Source organism: Xanthomonas sp. NCPPB 1068 (assembly GCF_041479385.2).
Taxonomy (GTDB): Bacteria; Pseudomonadota; Gammaproteobacteria; order Xanthomonadales; family Xanthomonadaceae; genus Xanthomonas; species Xanthomonas cannabis.
On sequence record NZ_CM192986.1, the window covers coordinates 1,423,056 to 1,438,515 of the forward strand.

19 protein-coding genes are annotated in these 15,460 nt (G+C 66.2%); 7 read left to right on the plus strand and 12 right to left on the minus strand.

Annotated features, from left to right (window positions below; genetic code table 11):
• Positions 1–100: 100 nt before the first annotated feature.
• The 5 genes from ACCQ12_RS06105 to ACCQ12_RS06125 form a co-directional block, all read right to left on the minus strand.
• Entirely contained in the window at positions 101–592 is a 492-nt protein-coding gene (locus ACCQ12_RS06105; protein WP_039409866.1) for a hypothetical protein, read from the minus strand.
• A 153-nt stretch (positions 593–745) separates the two neighbouring features.
• Positions 746–1,003 (minus strand): cell division topological specificity factor MinE, encoded by a 258-nt coding sequence (gene minE, locus ACCQ12_RS06110; protein WP_011036323.1) that lies wholly within the window; start codon positions 1,001–1,003, stop codon positions 746–748.
• A 2-nt stretch (positions 1,004–1,005) separates the two neighbouring features.
• Positions 1,006–1,815: a septum site-determining protein MinD gene (gene minD / locus ACCQ12_RS06115; RefSeq protein WP_184439826.1), complete on the minus strand. Its 810-nt coding sequence runs from the start codon at positions 1,813–1,815 to the stop codon at positions 1,006–1,008.
• A gap of 35 nt (positions 1,816–1,850) precedes the next feature.
• Complete coding sequence (gene minC, locus ACCQ12_RS06120; RefSeq protein WP_039409811.1) at positions 1,851–2,597, minus strand: septum site-determining protein MinC; 747 nt, start codon at positions 2,595–2,597, stop codon at positions 1,851–1,853.
• Between the two features lie 3 nt (positions 2,598–2,600).
• Positions 2,601–3,197 (minus strand): GNAT family N-acetyltransferase, encoded by a 597-nt coding sequence (locus ACCQ12_RS06125; protein ID WP_039409814.1) that lies wholly within the window; start codon positions 3,195–3,197, stop codon positions 2,601–2,603.
• 245 nt (positions 3,198–3,442) lie between these two features.
• Here ACCQ12_RS06125 and ACCQ12_RS06130 point away from each other — a divergent pair, with 245 nt between their 5' ends.
• The 5 genes from ACCQ12_RS06130 (at position 3,443) to ACCQ12_RS06150 (ending at position 7,936) form a co-directional block, all read left to right on the plus strand.
• Entirely contained in the window at positions 3,443–4,639 is a 1,197-nt protein-coding gene (locus tag ACCQ12_RS06130; protein WP_039409817.1) for a sensor histidine kinase, read from the plus strand.
• Positions 4,640–5,281: a response regulator gene (locus tag ACCQ12_RS06135; RefSeq protein WP_039409820.1), complete on the plus strand. Its 642-nt coding sequence runs from the start codon at positions 4,640–4,642 to the stop codon at positions 5,279–5,281.
• 328 nt (positions 5,282–5,609) lie between these two features.
• Entirely contained in the window at positions 5,610–6,791 is a 1,182-nt protein-coding gene (locus ACCQ12_RS06140) for a polyketide cyclase (protein WP_372383179.1), read from the plus strand.
• Between the two features lie 96 nt (positions 6,792–6,887).
• Positions 6,888–7,259 carry a DUF423 domain-containing protein gene (locus ACCQ12_RS06145; protein WP_372383180.1) on the plus strand — a complete coding sequence of 124 codons (372 nt, stop codon included), beginning with the start codon at positions 6,888–6,890 and terminating at the stop codon, positions 7,257–7,259.
• 2 nt (positions 7,260–7,261) lie between these two features.
• Complete coding sequence (locus ACCQ12_RS06150) at positions 7,262–7,936, plus strand: DNA-3-methyladenine glycosylase family protein (protein WP_372383181.1); 675 nt, start codon at positions 7,262–7,264, stop codon at positions 7,934–7,936.
• Between the two features lie 36 nt (positions 7,937–7,972).
• On the opposite strand, the gene ACCQ12_RS06155 is transcribed toward ACCQ12_RS06150, so the two are convergent.
• The 4 genes from ACCQ12_RS06155 to ACCQ12_RS06170 all read right to left on the minus strand — a co-directional run bounded on the left by ACCQ12_RS06155 (position 7,973) and on the right by ACCQ12_RS06170 (position 10,321).
• Entirely contained in the window at positions 7,973–8,770 is a 798-nt protein-coding gene (locus tag ACCQ12_RS06155) for a M15 family metallopeptidase (protein WP_166750523.1), read from the minus strand.
• A 211-nt stretch (positions 8,771–8,981) separates the two neighbouring features.
• The gene (locus tag ACCQ12_RS06160) at positions 8,982–9,161 is read right to left on the minus strand and encodes a type II toxin-antitoxin system antitoxin (protein ID WP_047695959.1); all 180 of its coding nucleotides are present in this window, start codon (positions 9,159–9,161) and stop codon (positions 8,982–8,984) included.
• The gene (locus ACCQ12_RS06165) at positions 9,158–9,442 is read right to left on the minus strand and encodes a hypothetical protein (protein ID WP_039409835.1); all 285 of its coding nucleotides are present in this window, start codon (positions 9,440–9,442) and stop codon (positions 9,158–9,160) included. Before ACCQ12_RS06165 ends, ACCQ12_RS06160 begins: the two co-directional genes overlap by 4 nt.
• Positions 9,443–9,451: 9 nt before the next feature.
• Positions 9,452–10,321, minus strand: coding sequence for an SPFH domain-containing protein (locus ACCQ12_RS06170; protein WP_228333204.1), 870 nt, complete (start codon positions 10,319–10,321; stop codon positions 9,452–9,454).
• Positions 10,322–10,448: 127 nt separating this feature from the next.
• Here ACCQ12_RS06170 and purT point away from each other — a divergent pair, with 127 nt between their 5' ends.
• A complete protein-coding gene (gene purT / locus ACCQ12_RS06175) occupies positions 10,449–11,651 on the plus strand; it encodes a formate-dependent phosphoribosylglycinamide formyltransferase (RefSeq protein ID WP_372383182.1) in 1,203 nt (400 codons plus the stop codon).
• 313 nt (positions 11,652–11,964) lie between these two features.
• Here purT and ACCQ12_RS06180 read toward each other — a convergent pair whose 3' ends face one another.
• Both ACCQ12_RS06180 and ACCQ12_RS06185 read right to left on the minus strand, forming a co-directional pair.
• Positions 11,965–13,224 carry an endonuclease/exonuclease/phosphatase family protein gene (locus ACCQ12_RS06180; RefSeq protein WP_372383183.1) on the minus strand — a complete coding sequence of 420 codons (1,260 nt, stop codon included), beginning with the start codon at positions 13,222–13,224 and terminating at the stop codon, positions 11,965–11,967.
• 21 nt (positions 13,225–13,245) lie between these two features.
• Positions 13,246–14,160, minus strand: a complete 915-nt coding sequence (locus tag ACCQ12_RS06185) for an arginyltransferase (RefSeq protein ID WP_166750656.1) — start codon at positions 14,158–14,160, stop codon at positions 13,246–13,248.
• A 40-nt stretch (positions 14,161–14,200) separates the two neighbouring features.
• Between ACCQ12_RS06185 and ACCQ12_RS06190 the strand changes: the two genes are divergently transcribed.
• Entirely contained in the window at positions 14,201–14,800 is a 600-nt protein-coding gene (locus ACCQ12_RS06190; protein ID WP_372383184.1) for an EF-hand domain-containing protein, read from the plus strand.
• 167 nt (positions 14,801–14,967) lie between these two features.
• Here the strand turns inward: ACCQ12_RS06190 and ACCQ12_RS06195 are convergent, their stop codons facing one another.
• Positions 14,968–15,453, minus strand: a complete 486-nt coding sequence (locus ACCQ12_RS06195; protein WP_372383185.1) for a hypothetical protein — start codon at positions 15,451–15,453, stop codon at positions 14,968–14,970.
• Positions 15,454–15,460 lie beyond the last annotated feature (7 nt).

Genomic DNA, 15,460 nt, shown 5'->3' on the forward strand with positions numbered 1-15,460 from the left:
CCATCCGCACTGGCGATGCGTGCAGCGAGCGGCGACCCTGGCGCGGCACGCAGATGCCACGGCGTGCTGCGCTATCGTCCACGCGGCCACGTCGCCGCCCTCAGGCAGGCAGCAACCCGCGCGCGTTCAACCAGCTGCGCGCGTTCTCGGCATCCTGCTCGAACCAGGCGCGCGTGGAGCCCAGGCGGTAGGTGTAGCCCCAGGCATCCATGTCGGCCATCAACCGCGCGCTGCCCACCCCGGGCAGCTGTTCGGCCAGCAGGATCTGCAGGTAGCAGGTGGCGTCCTCCTCATCCACCGAATCGGTGGCATCGGTGTGTACGGCTGCACGCCTGTCGGCCGGCAACACGATCAGGTGCCCGGCTTCATGGAGCATCGAATGCACCGGGGTGTCATCGCGCACATAGACATCGCAGCCGATGATGCCGGCCTCCGGTTCGCCCCAGAAACTGCCGGGAATCGGCGCGCCCGCGTCGACGCGGTGCAGGCGCAGGCCGTAGCGGCCGAGCAACGCCGTCGGCGCCTCCAGGCCGATATCGGCCACGCACAGCACTTGGGAAGCATCAGGCACCGGGGCAGGGTCAGCAGTCACGCGCAGTCGCTCGCGGTCGGGCGCGCCGCAGGGCGCGGTGGGGCAGACACCAAAACGGTACCGTGCGAACACGGTACCGTCGGCAGAAGGTCGACGCTGCGGCCAAGCAGCGCGCCCGTGTGGGCGGACGGCATGGCCGCAGCGGGAGGTCGCCTACTTGTCGCCGTCTTCCGGCAGCGCGACCGTGATATCGAGCACGTCGTGTTCGCCATCCTTGACCAGATCAACCCGCACCGCATCGGCATCGATGTTGACGTATTTCTTGATCACCTCCAGCAATTCGCGCTGCATCAGCGGCAGGTAATCCGGCCCGCCACGGTGGTTGCGCTCCTGCGCAATGATGATCTGCAGGCGGTTCTTGGCCGTCTCGGCGGTGTTCTTCTTGCTCTTGAGAAAATCGAGCAGGCCCATGCTTACCCTCCGAACAGCTTGCTGAAGAAGCCTTTCTTCTCCACGGATGTGAATCGCATCGGGCGCTCCTCGCCCATGATGCGGGCGACTGCGTCCTCATACGCCTGACCGGCCGGGGATTCGGCGTCCAGGATCACCGGCTCGCCCTTGTTGGAGGCATTGAGCACGTCGCCGGATTCGGGAATCACGCCAATGGCCTTCAGGCCCAGCACTTCTTCCACGTCGGTGATGCTCAGCATCTCGCCGCCTTCCACGCGGCCGGGGCTGTAGCGGGTCAGCAGCAGGAAGGCCGGTACCGCCTTGCCTTCCTCGGCCTTGCGGGTCTTGGAGTCGAGCAGGCCGATGATGCGGTCGGAGTCGCGCACCGAGGACACTTCCGGGTTGACCACCACCACCGCGCGGTCGGCGAAATACATCGCCAGGAACGCGCCCTTTTCGATACCGGCCGGCGAATCGCAGACGATGTAATCGAAACCGTCGGCGGCCAGATCCTTGAGCACCTTTTCCACGCCTTCCTGGGTCAGCGCATCCTTGTCGCGCGTCTGCGAGGCCGCCAGCACGTACAGGTTGTCGAAGCGCTTGTCCTTGATCAGCGACTGCTTGAGCGTGGCTTCGCCATGCACGACGTTGACGAAGTCGTACACCACGCGCCGCTCGCAGCCCATGATCAGGTCGAGGTTGCGCAGACCGACGTCGAAGTCGATGACGGCCACCTTCTTGCCGCGCTTTGCCAGCCCGCAGGCCAGGCTCGCGCTGGTGGTGGTCTTGCCGACGCCGCCCTTGCCGGAGGTGACTACGATGATTTCAGCCAAAGGATTTCTCCGAATGTTTCTGTGGTTGGGCCGCGTCAATCAAGCGCAGCGATCTTGATCTGATCCTGCTCCAGCCAGACCTGGACGGCCTTGCCACGCAGGTCCATGGGAACATCGTCCAGCACCTTGTAGTGGCCAGCGATGGCGACCAGTTCGGCGTGGAAGTCGCGGCAGAAGATGCGCGCGTCGGGGTTGCCCTGCGCGCCGGCCAGAGCGCGGCCACGCAGGGTACCGTAGATATGGATGCTGCCGTCGGCGATGACCTCCGCCCCCGCACCCACCGTATTGAGGACGGTCAGGTCGCAGTTCTCCGCGTACAGCTGCTGGCCCGAACGCACCGCGGTGCGCTGCATGCGGCCCGGTGCCGGGCGCGCGGCGGGCGGTGCCGGTTCGGCGCGTGCGGGCGGCGGTGGCGGTGGCGGCGGGCTGACTGCAGTCGGCTCGTACTGCGCGCGGAACTTGGCCAGCAGCGGCACGCCAAGCTGCTGCGACAGCAGGTCGATTTCGCTGGTGCCGTAGGCCAGGGCCACCGGCAGCACGCCGGCATCGCGCAGGCCGTCCAGCAGTGCCTTGGCGGTGGCCACGTCCGGCACTTGCGACAATCCGCCGAAATCCAGGATCACCGCTGCGCGCCCGAACAGCTTGGGGGCACGGTTCACGCGTTCGCGCATTTCACGCACCAGGCGCGGCACGTCCAGGGTGCGTATGCGCAGGTTGGCAATACCCACCTGGCCGATCTTCAGTTCGCCGGCCTGCTCAAAATCCACATTCACGCTCGACACGCCTCAGGCCCCCGTCGGTTGATTGGCGGTGGCGGCATGACGCGGCCGGCCGACCCACGGCAGGTCCTCGGGCAGGTTGCCGCCATAGGTCTCCTTGACCCACGGATAGCTGCACATGTCCTTCAGCAGCATGCTGGCGCGCACATCCACGTCGGGCATGGTGTTCTGGCCCACTTCGCGGAAGCCGAAGCTGCCATGGAACAGCAGCGCCGCATCCGCGCCATGGTCCAGGAACACCTCGCAGGCCAGTTGCGGGTAGCGCAGCTCGGTGTAGCTCTGCACATCGGCGTAGAACGCGCGGCCCACGCCACCACCGCGGCGGCGGCTGGCGACCACGATGCGGTCGATATAGAAGAATTCCGGATGACGGTCCCGGAACCAGGCGAAATTGCTGCTGTCGTGCGCACTGCCGCTACCGAACCCGACCAGGAACCCGGCCAGGTTGCCGTCGCGCTCGGCGACGCGGAAATATTCGGCCTGCGCATAGAACCGTTGCAGCTTGTTTGAATCCAGCGGCAGGATCGCCAGTCCGGCATTGTTGTTCAGGGCCAGGACGGAATCGAGCTCGTGCTCGCGCACGTCGCGGATGACGATCGACATTGGGACTCCGTGGGGTAACGCTCTCGATCCGAAATCGGATCTGCGTCGGATTATTACATGCGTGGCCTGAAGCGGCGACCCGGAGCGCACACCGCGATGGCGCGCTGCGTCCCGGCAGGCTACGCGCACGCACGCCGGGATGCCGCGCAGGCACCGCCGTCGCCAGTCCGCGCACGCCGCCGATGACGTGCAGGCATGACTTCCGGCAAGAGGGCAGCGGCGCGGCTTGGCCCTAAGATGCGGACATGTTGGGATACCTCAGTCATACGCGCGTCCTGCGCTTCGCCGGCCTGTTCACCTGGGCCATGATCGCCATGCCGCTGGTGTACACGTATTGGCCGCCGGCCGAGGAGGGCGATCATCGCAGCGTGGCCGAGGCCTTGATCATGGCGGCCTTCTTCGTCGGCTTCGGCGCCAGCTACTTCTGGTTGACCCGCGGCCTGAGCAGTGGCGGCCACGCACACTGGTACGACCGGGTACTGCTGTTGCTGCTGACGATCTGCGCCCTGGCGGTGAGTTATCTGAGCGGCACCGGCCTGGGCAGCATCCTGATGATGGTGGCGGCCGGTGTGATCCCGTGGCTGTTGCCGCTGCGGGTGGGCGTGCTGTGGCTGGTGCTGAGCCAGCTGGCGGTGTTGCCGGTGTTCTATTACCTGCGGGCGGACTTCACCCTGCTGGCCGCGCTGATGCAGTCGCTGCTCTACGGCGGCTTTTCGATGTTCATCTTCGTCACCAGCCTGGTGGCCCGTCAGCAGACCGAAGCGCGCGAAGAACAGCGCCGGCTCAATGCCGAACTGCGCGCCACCCGCGCGCTGCTGGCCGAGAGCGCGCGCATCAACGAGCGCACCCGCATTTCGCGGGAATTGCACGACCTGCTGGGCCATCACCTCACCGCGCTGAGCCTGAATCTGGAAGTGGCCGGCCACATCACCGAGGGCCAGGCACAGGAGCACGTGCGCCAGGCGCATACCCTGGCCAAGCTGCTGCTCACCGACGTGCGCGAAGCGGTCAGCCAGCTGCGCGACAGCGGCGCCATCGACCTGGAGGCGGCGCTGCGCCCGCTGGTGACCCAGGTGCCTTCGCTGGACATCCACCTGGACATCGCCCAGCCGCTGACCCTGGACGACCCCGAGCGCGCCCACGTGCTGCTGCGCTGTACCCAGGAAATCATCACCAATGCGGTCCGCCACGCCGGCGCGCGCAATCTGTGGATCCAGGTGCGCCGCGACGCCGACAGCGTGCTGATCGACGCCCGCGACGACGGCCACGGCGCCGACACGGTCGCGCCCGGCAATGGCTTGCGCGGCATGCGAGAGCGGCTCAACCAGTATGGTGGGCAGCTGGAAATCCAAACCCGGCGGGGTGACGGCTTCGGCCTGCGCATCTCCGTTCCAGGCGCGCCGGCACTGATGCCGGCGGCCGTGACTCAAGGAGTGTTTTAGATGATCCGTGTGTGCCTGGTCGACGACCAAACCCTGGTACGCCAGGGCATCCGCTCGCTGCTGGCGCTGGACAACGGCATCGAGGTGGTGGCCGAGGCCTCGGACGGCAAGCAGGCGGTGGAGCAGATTCCACAGATCCGGCCGGACGTGGTGCTGATGGACATGCGCATGCCGGTGATGTCCGGGCTGGAAGCCCTGCAGATGCTTTCGCGCAACGGCACGCTGCCGCCGACCATCATCCTGACCACCTTCGACGACGACCAGCTGGTGCTGGCCGGGCTCAAGGCCGGCGCCAAGGGCTACCTGCTCAAGGACGTCTCGCTGGAACAGCTGGTCGGCGCCATCCGCACCGTGGCCGATGGTGGTTCGCTGGTGCAGCCGGCAGTGACCCAGCGCCTGCTCTCGGGCCTGGAGCACATGCGCAACGAGTTCGTCAGCCTGGACCGGCCCGATCCGCTCACCGACCGCGAGACCGAGATCCTGCGCCTGATGGCCAGCGGCTTTTCCAACAAGGAGATTGCCAACTCGCTGGGCGTGGCCGAAGGCACCATCAAGAATCACGTCTCCAACATCCTGTCCAAACTGGGCGTGCGCGACCGTACCCGCGCGGTGCTGAAGGCGTTCGAGCTGCAACTGGTCTGATCGTGACCGCTGCTGCCACCTGCGTGCCGCAGGTCGTGGTCCGGTTGCCGCGGCGGCCCGTTCAGATGTGGTGCCGGCGGCCATCGGCGTCCGCAACGGGCACGGCATCACGCGCACGCAGCGCACGATGTGCATGATGGCTGCGCGCGCGGCGCAAACCCTTGCGCAGGCAGGGATTGCGCAGTTCCACCAGGGCGTCGCGCGCGCTGGATGACACCGCAAGACCGCGCTACCCGTCGCACAACTGAACATCTTTCTCGAAGCCTGCTAGGATGGTGGCTTCGCTTCACTCAACCCGGCCGTGGGATCGGCCCCGGAGACCTCCTGAATGACCCGTATTATCGAGTTCCTGATCGCCTTGGGGATCGTGGCTGGCTTGTTTGTCGTGGTGGGCTTGGTGTTGCCCTCGGAGCGGCAGATGTCCGAGAGTGTTGAGACCAACCGCAGGATGACGATTGTTTACGACACCGTGAACAGCTTCCGTCGTTTCAAGGATTGGAACCCGCTTGTGCTGCGTGACCCGAAGATCCAGCTGAAGCTGGCCGGCCCGGAAGAGGGCAAGGGTGCACGCGTCGAGTACAGCTCCAACGAGGGCTATATCGGCAAGGGCAGCTGGGAAATCACCAACACCGTCAAGAACGAGCGTGTTGAGATTGCGATCGAAGATCCCACCAAGGGCTACGACAAGGTCACCAATTTCACCCTGGCGCCGACCGGCAAGAACAACAAGAACGTCAAGATCACCCAGGACTACAGCGTCAAGTACGGCTGGAACCTGTTCGGTCGCTACGCCGGCTTGTATGTCAGCCGTCACGTGGGCGATGACCTGAAGCTGGGTCTGTCGCGTCTGGCAACCGCCTTGGCCACCGTGCCGAATTTCGACTACCGCGCGCAGCTGGATGGCAAGCCGGTGTTGAGCGATCTCAAGATCGTCGATGTGCCCGCCGAGGACCTGCTGGTCGTCACCGCAGGCAACATCGATCGTGACAACGAGACGATCAAGAAGTCGATCAAGGACAACCAGGAGTGGATCAAGCGCGTCATGGACGCCAATGGTCTGGAAACTGCTGGCCCGGTGCGCATCGTCACCACCGACTTCGCCACCGACAAGTACGCCTTCGACGTCGTGCAGCCGGTCCGCAAGCGTGCCGGTGGCGCGCCGAAGGCCGACGCCAAGACCGGCACCGCCAAGGCCGATGCCAAGAAGGACGACGCCGCAGCCGCTGCACCGGTCGATGCAACCCCGGTTGCCGCAACGGGCGAAGAGCTGAAGGTCAACATCCCGTCCGAGGCGCCTGTGAAGTACCAGCGCACCCCGGCGCACCGCTCGGCGTTTGCGACCTATGCAGGTCACATGGCTGGCCTGGATGCCGTGCGCAACTCGCTGCGTGCCTGGGCTGCCACCAGCGGTATGGACGTAACCGAGCGTCCGTACGAAAGCTGGAAGGGCGGCGTGGACAAGTCCTTTACGCAGGACGGCACCTACGACGTCTACTGGGCCATCAAGTAATCGTCTCACCGCGATGATCTGATCCAGACAAAAACGCGCCGCAGTCCTGCGGCGCGTTTTTTTTTGCGCCATGGCGCTGCCAGGAAGTCTCCCCTCATGTCGTTGCTCGACCGTCGCAAGAAACACCCCTCGTTACTGGCGTTCTGCGGCGGCGTGCTGGCCGCCACCGCGGTGGGCCTGTCTGCCTACGCCTCGCATGGCGTGTCCGATACGCTGGTGCAGTCGCGGCTGCAACTGGCGTCCCTGTACGCCTTCGGGCACGGCGCGGTGCTCACCGTGCTTGGCGCCACCGAAACGCGTGCACTGGCGCGGGTCGGGCTGTCGTTGTTGTTGCTCGGCACCGTCCTGTTTTCGGGCAGTCTGGTCGGCGGCGTGCTGCTGCATTGGCCGACCAGCCTGGCGCCCGTAGGCGGCATGAGCCTGATGCTGGGCTGGGTGGTGCTGGCCATCGGTGCGTTGAGGCGCTGAGCATGCCGCGCCATACCCGCGGCTTCGATGTGGAGATGGCGTTTGCACACCTGAGCCGGCGCGATCGCGCCCTGGCTGCGTGGATGCGGCGTATCGGCCCGATCGCCCCGCAGCCGGGATGGCGCAAGCCGTTCGACCCGGTGGATGCGTTGGCGCGCGCCATCCTGTTCCAGCAACTCAGCGGCAAGGCGGCGTCCACCATCGTGGCACGGGTGGAAGCGGCGATCGGCTCGCCGCGCCTGCATGCGGACACCCTCGGTCGCGTGGACGATGCGGCATTGCGTGGCTGCGGAGTTTCCGGCAACAAGGCGCTGGCGTTGCGCGATCTGGTACGCCGCGCGTGCGACGGCCAGATTCCCTCCGTGCGCAAGCTTGCTTTCATGGACGACGAGGCGATTGTCCAGGCACTGATTCCGGTGCGTGGCATCGGCCGCTGGACGGTGGAAATGATGCTGATGTTCCGCCTGGGCCGGCCGGATCTGCTGCCGATCGATGACCTGGGCGTGCGCAAGGGCGCCCAGCGCGTGGACAAGCAGGCGCAGATGCCGACGCCAAAGGAGCTGGCCATCCGTGGCGAACGTTGGGGCCCGTACCGCACCTATGCCGCGTTCTATCTGTGGAAGATCGCCGACTTCAGCGTGGCAGCCAAGGTGCCGACGCCGCGTTCGCAGGAGTGATCCATCGCGGCCACTGCGTCTTGCATGCCGCGTCTGTCAGGGAGCATGCCAACGCCAATGCCACGGCTCGTAGACGATGCCGTGTGGGTTGTCGCGTGGGTAGCTCAGGCGATAGCCGAAATCTGCCGCATGCTCGTTCAACCAGGCAAACGCCGCGGTGGTCTCAAACGACTCTTCGGCCGGTGGCTCGCCGGGGGTGCCGATATCCAGCGCGTCGCCGCTGTGGTGTTCGCTGAAACCGGGCGCGGCGTTGACTGCAAGGATCTGTTCCAGGGTAAGCCCACGCGCAAATTTGCGCTCGAAGATTCCCAGCTGGTAGTCGTGACTGCGGTAGCCGGAGATGGCATCCAGCACGATGTCCGTTCGCAGCGCTGCCGCGCGCATGTGGTGCCAGGCGCGCGCGGCGCCTGCGCTGAGCCAGAGCGGGCGGCCGAAGCGATCGCGCCCGGCAGATTGCAAGGTCGCCGGCTCGGCGATCAGCTGCAGGCCGGTTTGTTGCTGATAGCCGTCTGCATCCAGCCCGAGTCGGCCCAGGCGGCGCTGCAGGCCGTCGACCATCAGCGTCATGCCGTGCGGCGGTTGCGTGCCGGCAGCGGCGGCCTGCAGCCGGTCCAGCGCCTCGTCCAGCCCGGGCTCGCGTGCCAGCCGCGGTATCAGCGGCATGAGGCCCTGTGCCAGCTGCGCGGCCAGATAGCGTCCGTCGCGCTTGCGCCGCAGCAGCCAGTCGGCCTGCGCCAGCACGCGTGCATCGGCATTGCTGCGCGCGCGCAGCAAGGCGGCAGGCAGCAACTCGATGGCAGTGGTGTTGAGCAACGTGGTGAGGAGAGGGCGCATTGCGACAGGGTAGGGTGAAGTGGTGAGCGTCACCAGTGAGCACGAGCGCATGTGGTCAGCCTGGACTGCTCCAGGCGGGCGTATGACATGCGGTCGGCCGCCGCGGGGGCTGCAGCGCTGGGGTGCACTCAGGGCTGCCTCTGGCCATCTTGCCTGCAGATGCGAGGTGACGTCACTGCGCGCGCGTTCGTGCGACGACTCCCACGCGTCGTCAGTCGTCGGCTGTCCTGTCGCCCTGGGGCTTCGGTAGCCGCCCGGCCTTGCGCAGCGCATCGCGCAGCACGTATTCGATCTGCGCGTTGAGGCTGCGCAGTTCGTCATCGGCCCAGCGCTGCGCGGCGGCCAGAACATCGGCATTGATGCGCAGCGGGTAGGCCTTCTTTTCGCTCATTCGCCGTTCCTGCGGCTGCCGTGGCGACGCAGGTGCATGACCATCGACACGATCAGCGTGTTGACGCCGATGATCATGCCGATCACCACCGCGTAGATGCCGGCGCGGTTGTCGCCGGCCCAGTACAGGCATGCCGCGCCGACCAGGATCACCAGGCTGATCAACGCCCAGCGCAGGCCCAGGCCGCGCGCGCGGTCGTCGTCGTCCGCCCCGATCGAGGCGGCGATCGCCAGCGCGGGCAAGCCGGACAGCGCGACGACCAGTGGCACCATGACATTCATTGCATCACCTCAATACAAGGAGCCGGCATTGACCACCGGTTGGGTACCGCGATCAGAACACAACACGGTGAGCAGGTTGCTGACCATATGCGCCTTGCGCTCTTCGTCCAGCTGTACCACGCCGTTTTTCTGCAGCTCGGCCAGCGCCATCTCCACCATGCCGACCGCGCCGGCCACGATGCGGGTGCGTGCGGCGATCACCGCATTGGCCTGCTGGCGCTGCAGCATGGCCTGGGCGATTTCCGGCGCATAGGCCAGGTGGCTGATGCGTGCTTCGATCACGTCCACGCCGGCCTGGGTGAGGCGCTCGTCCAGATGCCGCTTGAGCTGCTCACTGATTTCGGCCGGGTGACTGCGCAGCGAGATCTGGCCGTCTTCGTGCTGGTCGTACGGGTAGCTGGTGGCCATGGCACGCAGCGCCGCCTCGGACTGGATGTGCACGAAGCTCTCGTAGTCGTCCACGTTGTAGACGGCTTCGGAGGCATCCAGCACCTGCCACACGATCACCGCGGCGATCTCGATCGGGCTACCGTCCAGTTCGTTGACCTTGAGCCGCCCGCTCTCGAAGTTGCGCACGCGCTGGCTGACGCGGCGCTTGGCGTAGAACGGCACATTCCAGCGCAGGCCGGCGTCCTTGACCGTACCGACATACTTGCCGAACAGGCTCAGTACCGCGGCCTGGTTGGGCTCCAGCGTGTACAGGCCGGCCAGGATGAAGATGCACGCCGCCGCGCCCAACGTCGCCCCGACCAATCCGCCGGGCGTGAGGCTGGTGCCGGCCATCGCGGTCAGCAGGTACCAGGCTGCGCCGATCAGGCCGGCGCCGGCAACGAGGACGAGCGGGATGCCCGGCAATGAGCGGATCGGCTTCTCTTTCATGAGTAGGTCTCCTTGGGTTCGGAGAAAACGATATCAAAGTGATATCAGTCAGCGCAAGCCGCCGGGCGACGATGATCAGGGCTGGCCGTTAGAATGGCCGCCCCCCTTCCGATCTGGACCTGCGCTCATGACTACTCTCGGCACGCCGCTGTCGCCCTCCGCCACCCGCGTGCTGTTGCTTGGCTCGGGCGAACTGGGTAAGGAAGTGGCGATCGAGCTGCAGCGTTTCGGGGTGGAAGTCATCGCCGCCGATCGCTACGCGAACGCGCCGGCGATGCAGGTGGCGCACCGCTCGCACGTGCTGGACATGCTCGATCCCGCCGCCTTGCGCGCGCTGATCGCCACCGAGCAGCCGCATCTGATCGTGCCGGAAATCGAGGCGATCCATACCGAGACCCTGGTGGCGCTGGAGCGCGACCAGGGCCAGAAGGTGATTCCGACCGCGCGTGCCGCACGCCTGACCATGGACCGCGAAGGCATCCGCCGGCTGGCTGCCGAAACGCTGGGCCTGCCGACCTCGCCGTACCGCTTCGTCGACACCGCCGCGGAATACCGCGAGGCGATTGCCGCGGTCGGTCTGCCGTGCGTGGTCAAGCCGGTGATGTCGTCCTCGGGCAAGGGCCAGAGCACCTTGCGCAGCGAAGCGGACATCGACGCGGCGTGGGAGTACGCGCAGACCGGCGGCCGTGCCGGTGCCGGCCGCTGCATCGTCGAAGGCTTCATCGATTTCGATTACGAGATCACCTTGCTGACCGTGCGGCATGCCGGCGGCACCTCGTACTGCGACCCCATCGGGCATTGGCAGCAGGACGGCGACTACCGCGAAAGCTGGCAGCCGCAGCCGATGTCGGAAGCCGCATTGCGTCGCTCGCAGCAGATCGCAAAGGCCATCACCGACGACCTCGGTGGCTGGGGCCTGTTCGGCGTGGAGCTGTTCGTCAAGGGCGACGAGGTGTGGTTCAGCGAAGTGTCGCCGCGCCCGCACGACACCGGACTGGTCACGCTGGTCTCGCAAGACCTCAGCGAATTCGCACTGCATGCGCGCGCGATTCTCGGCTTGCCGGTGGGCGCAGAAGACGGCGGCGTCATCCGTCAGAGCGGCCCGTCGGCCTCCTGCGCCTTGCTTGCGCACGGCCATGGCGTGCCGTTGTTCGACAACGTGGCCGACGCCCTGCGCGACCCGGATACCGCGCTACGCCTGTTCGGCAAGCCGCGCGTGGACGGTCACCGCCGTGTGGGCGTGACGCTTGCCCGCGCGGGCAGCATCGACGACGCACGCGATAAGGCGCGCGTGGCGGCCGCTGCACTGTCGATCCAGTTGCAGGCCTGACGCGCTGCACATCCGACGCAATGCAGCGCACCGCCGCATTGCGTCAAAGCACCAAAGAACCAAAGCAACAAAGCAACAAAGCACCAAAGCACCAAAGCACCAAAGCATGGCGAGGTTCGTGCGCACGTCCAGGCGCGCTGCCTTTCGCCAAAGATTGACCACCCTTGGTGACGCCACGTCACTGCAGGCGGAGCTGCGTCGCTCCGCACGGCTGGCCGCGCATACCCACGTCCTTTACTAGCCGAGCTCCACTAACGCAGCCGGACAGGGAACCCGCTCTTCCGACGCCCCAATCCCGACTCCCCAATTCCTGCTACCAACCCACATCCACCCACACCGCATGATGGTCGCTGCCATCGGCAATCGCCGCGTCGGCGGTGGTGCCGGCCGGCCAGAAGATGCCGCTGCCGACCAGGGTGAACTGGTGGGAGGGCAGTACGTAGTCCAGGCGCATGGTGCCGGCCTGCGGGCCGAAGTCGCCGGTGACCTGGTGCGGGTCGCCGGTGTGCGCGATGCCGCGCGCGGCGTATTCGGCGGTCTTTTCCGCGCCACCTTCGCTGCGCGGTGTGGGGTACTGCAGGACGCGCGGGTGATGGACCAGTGCGCGGATCGCTTCGTGGCGGCCGGCGCCATCGATCGGATCGTTGTTCAGATCGCCCAGAATCACAAAGCGCGCATCCGCCGGCAGGCCGCCGCAGGTGCCCTTGTCGTCGCAGAGCCAGCGCGTGCTGTCGGCGGCGTTGTCCAGGTACGCGCGCCACAGCGCGAGCTCGTCGTGATTGCGCGCGGCATTGCGTTTTTCCGCGCCATCGAACACCGGCGGGGTGGGGTGCGACACCAGTGCATGCACCACGCCCTGCGGCGTACGGACCGGCACGTCCCAATGCGACTTGGACGACAGCCGCAGCTGCGCCCAGATTGCGTCGCTATAAAACGAGGTCCGCGTGGTCGGATCGATCGGCCGCAGCGCACCTGGTAATGCACTCCATTTCAGCAACTGGAAACTGCGCACGGCCTGCGCATCGATCGGATAACGCGACAGCACCAGCATGCCGTATTGCCCCGGATGCAGGCCGAACCCCCAGGCATCGTTGCCGCGGTTGCGGCCATCGCCGCCGACGCTGCCGCTGTTGTCCAGATCCAGCCCGCTCGGCACACCGGTGTTGACCGGCGCCAGATACCGATACGGATAACGCAGCGGCTCGCCGCCGCCGGGCTGGGCGACCTGCAGATAGCGCTGCTGGAACAACTCGGCAGCGCGGTGGTCGGGGTCGAAATCGAACTCGTTGAGCAGCACCAGATCCGGGCGCACGCGCTGCAGCACGGCCGCAATCTTGCGCGCGTGCGCGCTGTCGCCCTGCAGCTCACGGACCAGGCCGCCGGCCTCGTCGGAGTACAGCGAGGTGTTGTAGGTGGCGATGCGCAACTGCGCGGGCGATGCCTGGCCGGACGCAGTGTCGGCGGTGGCCGCCGGTGTGGCCGTGCGATGGGTACAGGCAGCGCAGAGCGCGGTCAGTGCGAGCAGCAGCAGTGGCTTGATCATTGCGAGATTGTCGCATGCTGGATGCGACAAGCCGATGTCGCCGCCGGCACGTCAGGGCGCTGGCGCAGTGGCCGGCAGTCCGCGCCAGTGGCGGCCGTCGTAGGCTTCCAGCGCGCCGAACCGCCGCTTGTAGTTCATCTTTGCGTGCCCATCGATCCAGTAGCCCAGATAGACATGCGCGCGTCGCTCGCGGCGTGCCCATTGAATCTGCTGCAGGATCGCCAGCGTGCCCAGGCTGCGCGCGGCCGCATCCGGCGCATAGAACGTGTAGACCGCCGAGAGCGCGTGCTCGGTGACGTCGGTGACCGCGACGGCCAGCAGGCGCCCGGGCACATGCGCGACAGCCGGTTCGCGGATCTCAAGAAAGCGCCCGTGCGACCAACCGCCGATCAGGAACTGATCGAACTCGGTGGCGCCATGTTCGTCCATGCCGCCACCGGGATGCCGGTGCTTGAGGTACTGGCGATAGAGCGCAAGTTGTTCTTCGGTGCGTTCGGCGGCCACCACGCGCACGACCAGGTCCTGATTGCGTGCCAGGCACCGGCGTTGGCTGCGGTCGGGACGAAAGGCATCCACCGCAATGCGCACCGGCACGCAGGCACGGCACCGTTCGCAATGCGGGCGGTAGACCAGATCGCCGGAGCGGCGGAAGCCCCATGCCAGGGCTTGCGGATAGATCGCACCCAGGCGCGGGTCGTGTGGGTCCAGCACCAGGTCGCGCGCTTGCCGGTCGGACCAATAGCCGCAGGCATGCTCGCCGGTCTGGAACAGGCGCAGGTCGTCGTGAGTGTCGGCATGGATGGCCATGGCCGCAGGATAGCGCCTGTGCGTCGCAGCAGCGGCGACTGTCCGCCGGATGAATACGCCCGGCCCGGACGTCAACGCGTACGCCGATGGCTCGTTGATGTGGGTGTTGGTGGCAGCGCACGGGCGATCCGGACGCACCACCCACGCGATGCGGCCCATGCAGGTGCCGCGTGTGGTTCCCATCTTCCAGGAGTGTCCCATGACGTCACGCAAACCTTTCCTCGCCCTGGCCGTGCTGGCCGCGCTGTCCACCGGCGCCGTGTTCGCCGCCACCGTGCCGGCCCCCGGCGATGCGCCGCGGCCTGCCAAACTCGACAAGAACGGCGATGGCGTGATCGACCGCAGCGAAGCGGCCGCGGACCCGAAGCTGGCCGCGCAGTTCGATACGCTGGACACCAACAAGGACGGCAAGCTGTCGCGCGACGAGCGTCCACGTCATCGCGGTCCGGGGCGCGAGGGCCGTGGCGAATGGATGGCCAAGCTCGACACCAACAAGGACGGCCGCATCAGTCGTGAAGAAGCCAAGGCCGACCCCAAGTTCGCTGCACGCTTCGACCAGATGGATGTGAACAAGGACGGCTTCGTCGACCGTGCCGATCGCGAATTGCGCATGCAGCAGCATCGCGATGCATGGTTCGCCAAGGCCGACACCGACAAGGACGGCAAGCTGAGCAAGGCCGAGTTCGACGCGGCCTCGAAGCTGCGCGGCGACCACGGCCCGCGCGGTCCGGGCGAGCATGGTGAGCGTGGCAACCACGGCAAGCATGCGATGCCGGCCAAGCCTGCTGCGGGCAACTAAGCAGTAGTGCGCATCGATGCAGCGGCCGGCGCGTGACAGGCGCGGCGGTCGCTGCATCAGCAGCAACACGTAGCATCAAAACGTAACAAGGCGCCGATCGACCGCGCCCTCTCGCCTGGCGGGAGGGCGCTTGCGTTTGGGCTAGATGCGGGGCGCGGTTGCAACGATCAGTCGTGCTTCCAGGACGTGGGAACCGGATTGGAAACGGTGTTTTTCTCCAGCGTGTAGGTTCCGTTCTGCTGTGCGATCGCTTCGCCGGTGTCGACGATGGCGTTCTGGATGAAGACATTCTGCTTGTCGCCGCGCACGAAGGTCAGCTGATGGAACGCAGTCTTGTTGCCCCAGTCTTCCGAGGGCAGGGAGATGAAACGGATTGTGTAGGTCTGGTCGTCGAACGTCCCCTGCAGGACGTAAACCCCGTAATGGTTTTCCCCTTGCGAAATGATCTTGTACATGCCGTTGCTGAAATAATAGATTTCCGCATCGGGGAACGGTTTCTTCTCGTACATCTTGTTGTAGTGAAGCACCTGTTTGAAGGTAGGCGCTCCGAAACTCACCGACAGGGTCTTGCCATCGTGGGATGTCGTCAGTCCGTCCGCGTGCGCGCCCATGCTGGCCATCATCAGCAGACTGGTGAGGAGACTTGCCTTCACTTCATTG

What these genes read in the sequence shown, in the direction of transcription:
- minE (WP_011036323.1), bottom strand. Translation starts at nt 1,003, where the DNA reads ATGGGCCTGCTCGATTTTCTCAAGAGCAAGAAGAACACCGCCGAGACG.
- ACCQ12_RS06125 (WP_039409814.1), bottom strand. Translation starts at nt 3,197, where the DNA reads ATGTCGATCGTCATCCGCGACGTGCGCGAGCACGAGCTCGATTCCGTC.
- ACCQ12_RS06130 (WP_039409817.1), top strand. Translation starts at nt 3,443, where the DNA reads ATGTTGGGATACCTCAGTCATACGCGCGTCCTGCGCTTCGCCGGCCTG.
- ACCQ12_RS06135 (WP_039409820.1), top strand. Translation starts at nt 4,640, where the DNA reads ATGATCCGTGTGTGCCTGGTCGACGACCAAACCCTGGTACGCCAGGGC.
- ACCQ12_RS06140 (WP_372383179.1), top strand. Translation starts at nt 5,610, where the DNA reads ATGACCCGTATTATCGAGTTCCTGATCGCCTTGGGGATCGTGGCTGGC.
- ACCQ12_RS06145 (WP_372383180.1), top strand. Translation starts at nt 6,888, where the DNA reads ATGTCGTTGCTCGACCGTCGCAAGAAACACCCCTCGTTACTGGCGTTC.
- ACCQ12_RS06150 (WP_372383181.1), top strand. Translation starts at nt 7,262, where the DNA reads ATGCCGCGCCATACCCGCGGCTTCGATGTGGAGATGGCGTTTGCACAC.
- ACCQ12_RS06155 (WP_166750523.1), bottom strand. Translation starts at nt 8,770, where the DNA reads ATGCGCCCTCTCCTCACCACGTTGCTCAACACCACTGCCATCGAGTTG.
- ACCQ12_RS06160 (WP_047695959.1), bottom strand. Translation starts at nt 9,161, where the DNA reads ATGAGCGAAAAGAAGGCCTACCCGCTGCGCATCAATGCCGATGTTCTG.
- ACCQ12_RS06165 (WP_039409835.1), bottom strand. Translation starts at nt 9,442, where the DNA reads ATGAATGTCATGGTGCCACTGGTCGTCGCGCTGTCCGGCTTGCCCGCG.
- ACCQ12_RS06170 (WP_228333204.1), bottom strand. Translation starts at nt 10,321, where the DNA reads ATGAAAGAGAAGCCGATCCGCTCATTGCCGGGCATCCCGCTCGTCCTC.
- purT (WP_372383182.1), top strand. Translation starts at nt 10,449, where the DNA reads ATGACTACTCTCGGCACGCCGCTGTCGCCCTCCGCCACCCGCGTGCTG.
- ACCQ12_RS06185 (WP_166750656.1), bottom strand. Translation starts at nt 14,160, where the DNA reads ATGGGCCGCATCGCGTGGGTGGTGCGTCCGGATCGCCCGTGCGCTGCC.
- ACCQ12_RS06190 (WP_372383184.1), top strand. Translation starts at nt 14,201, where the DNA reads ATGACGTCACGCAAACCTTTCCTCGCCCTGGCCGTGCTGGCCGCGCTG.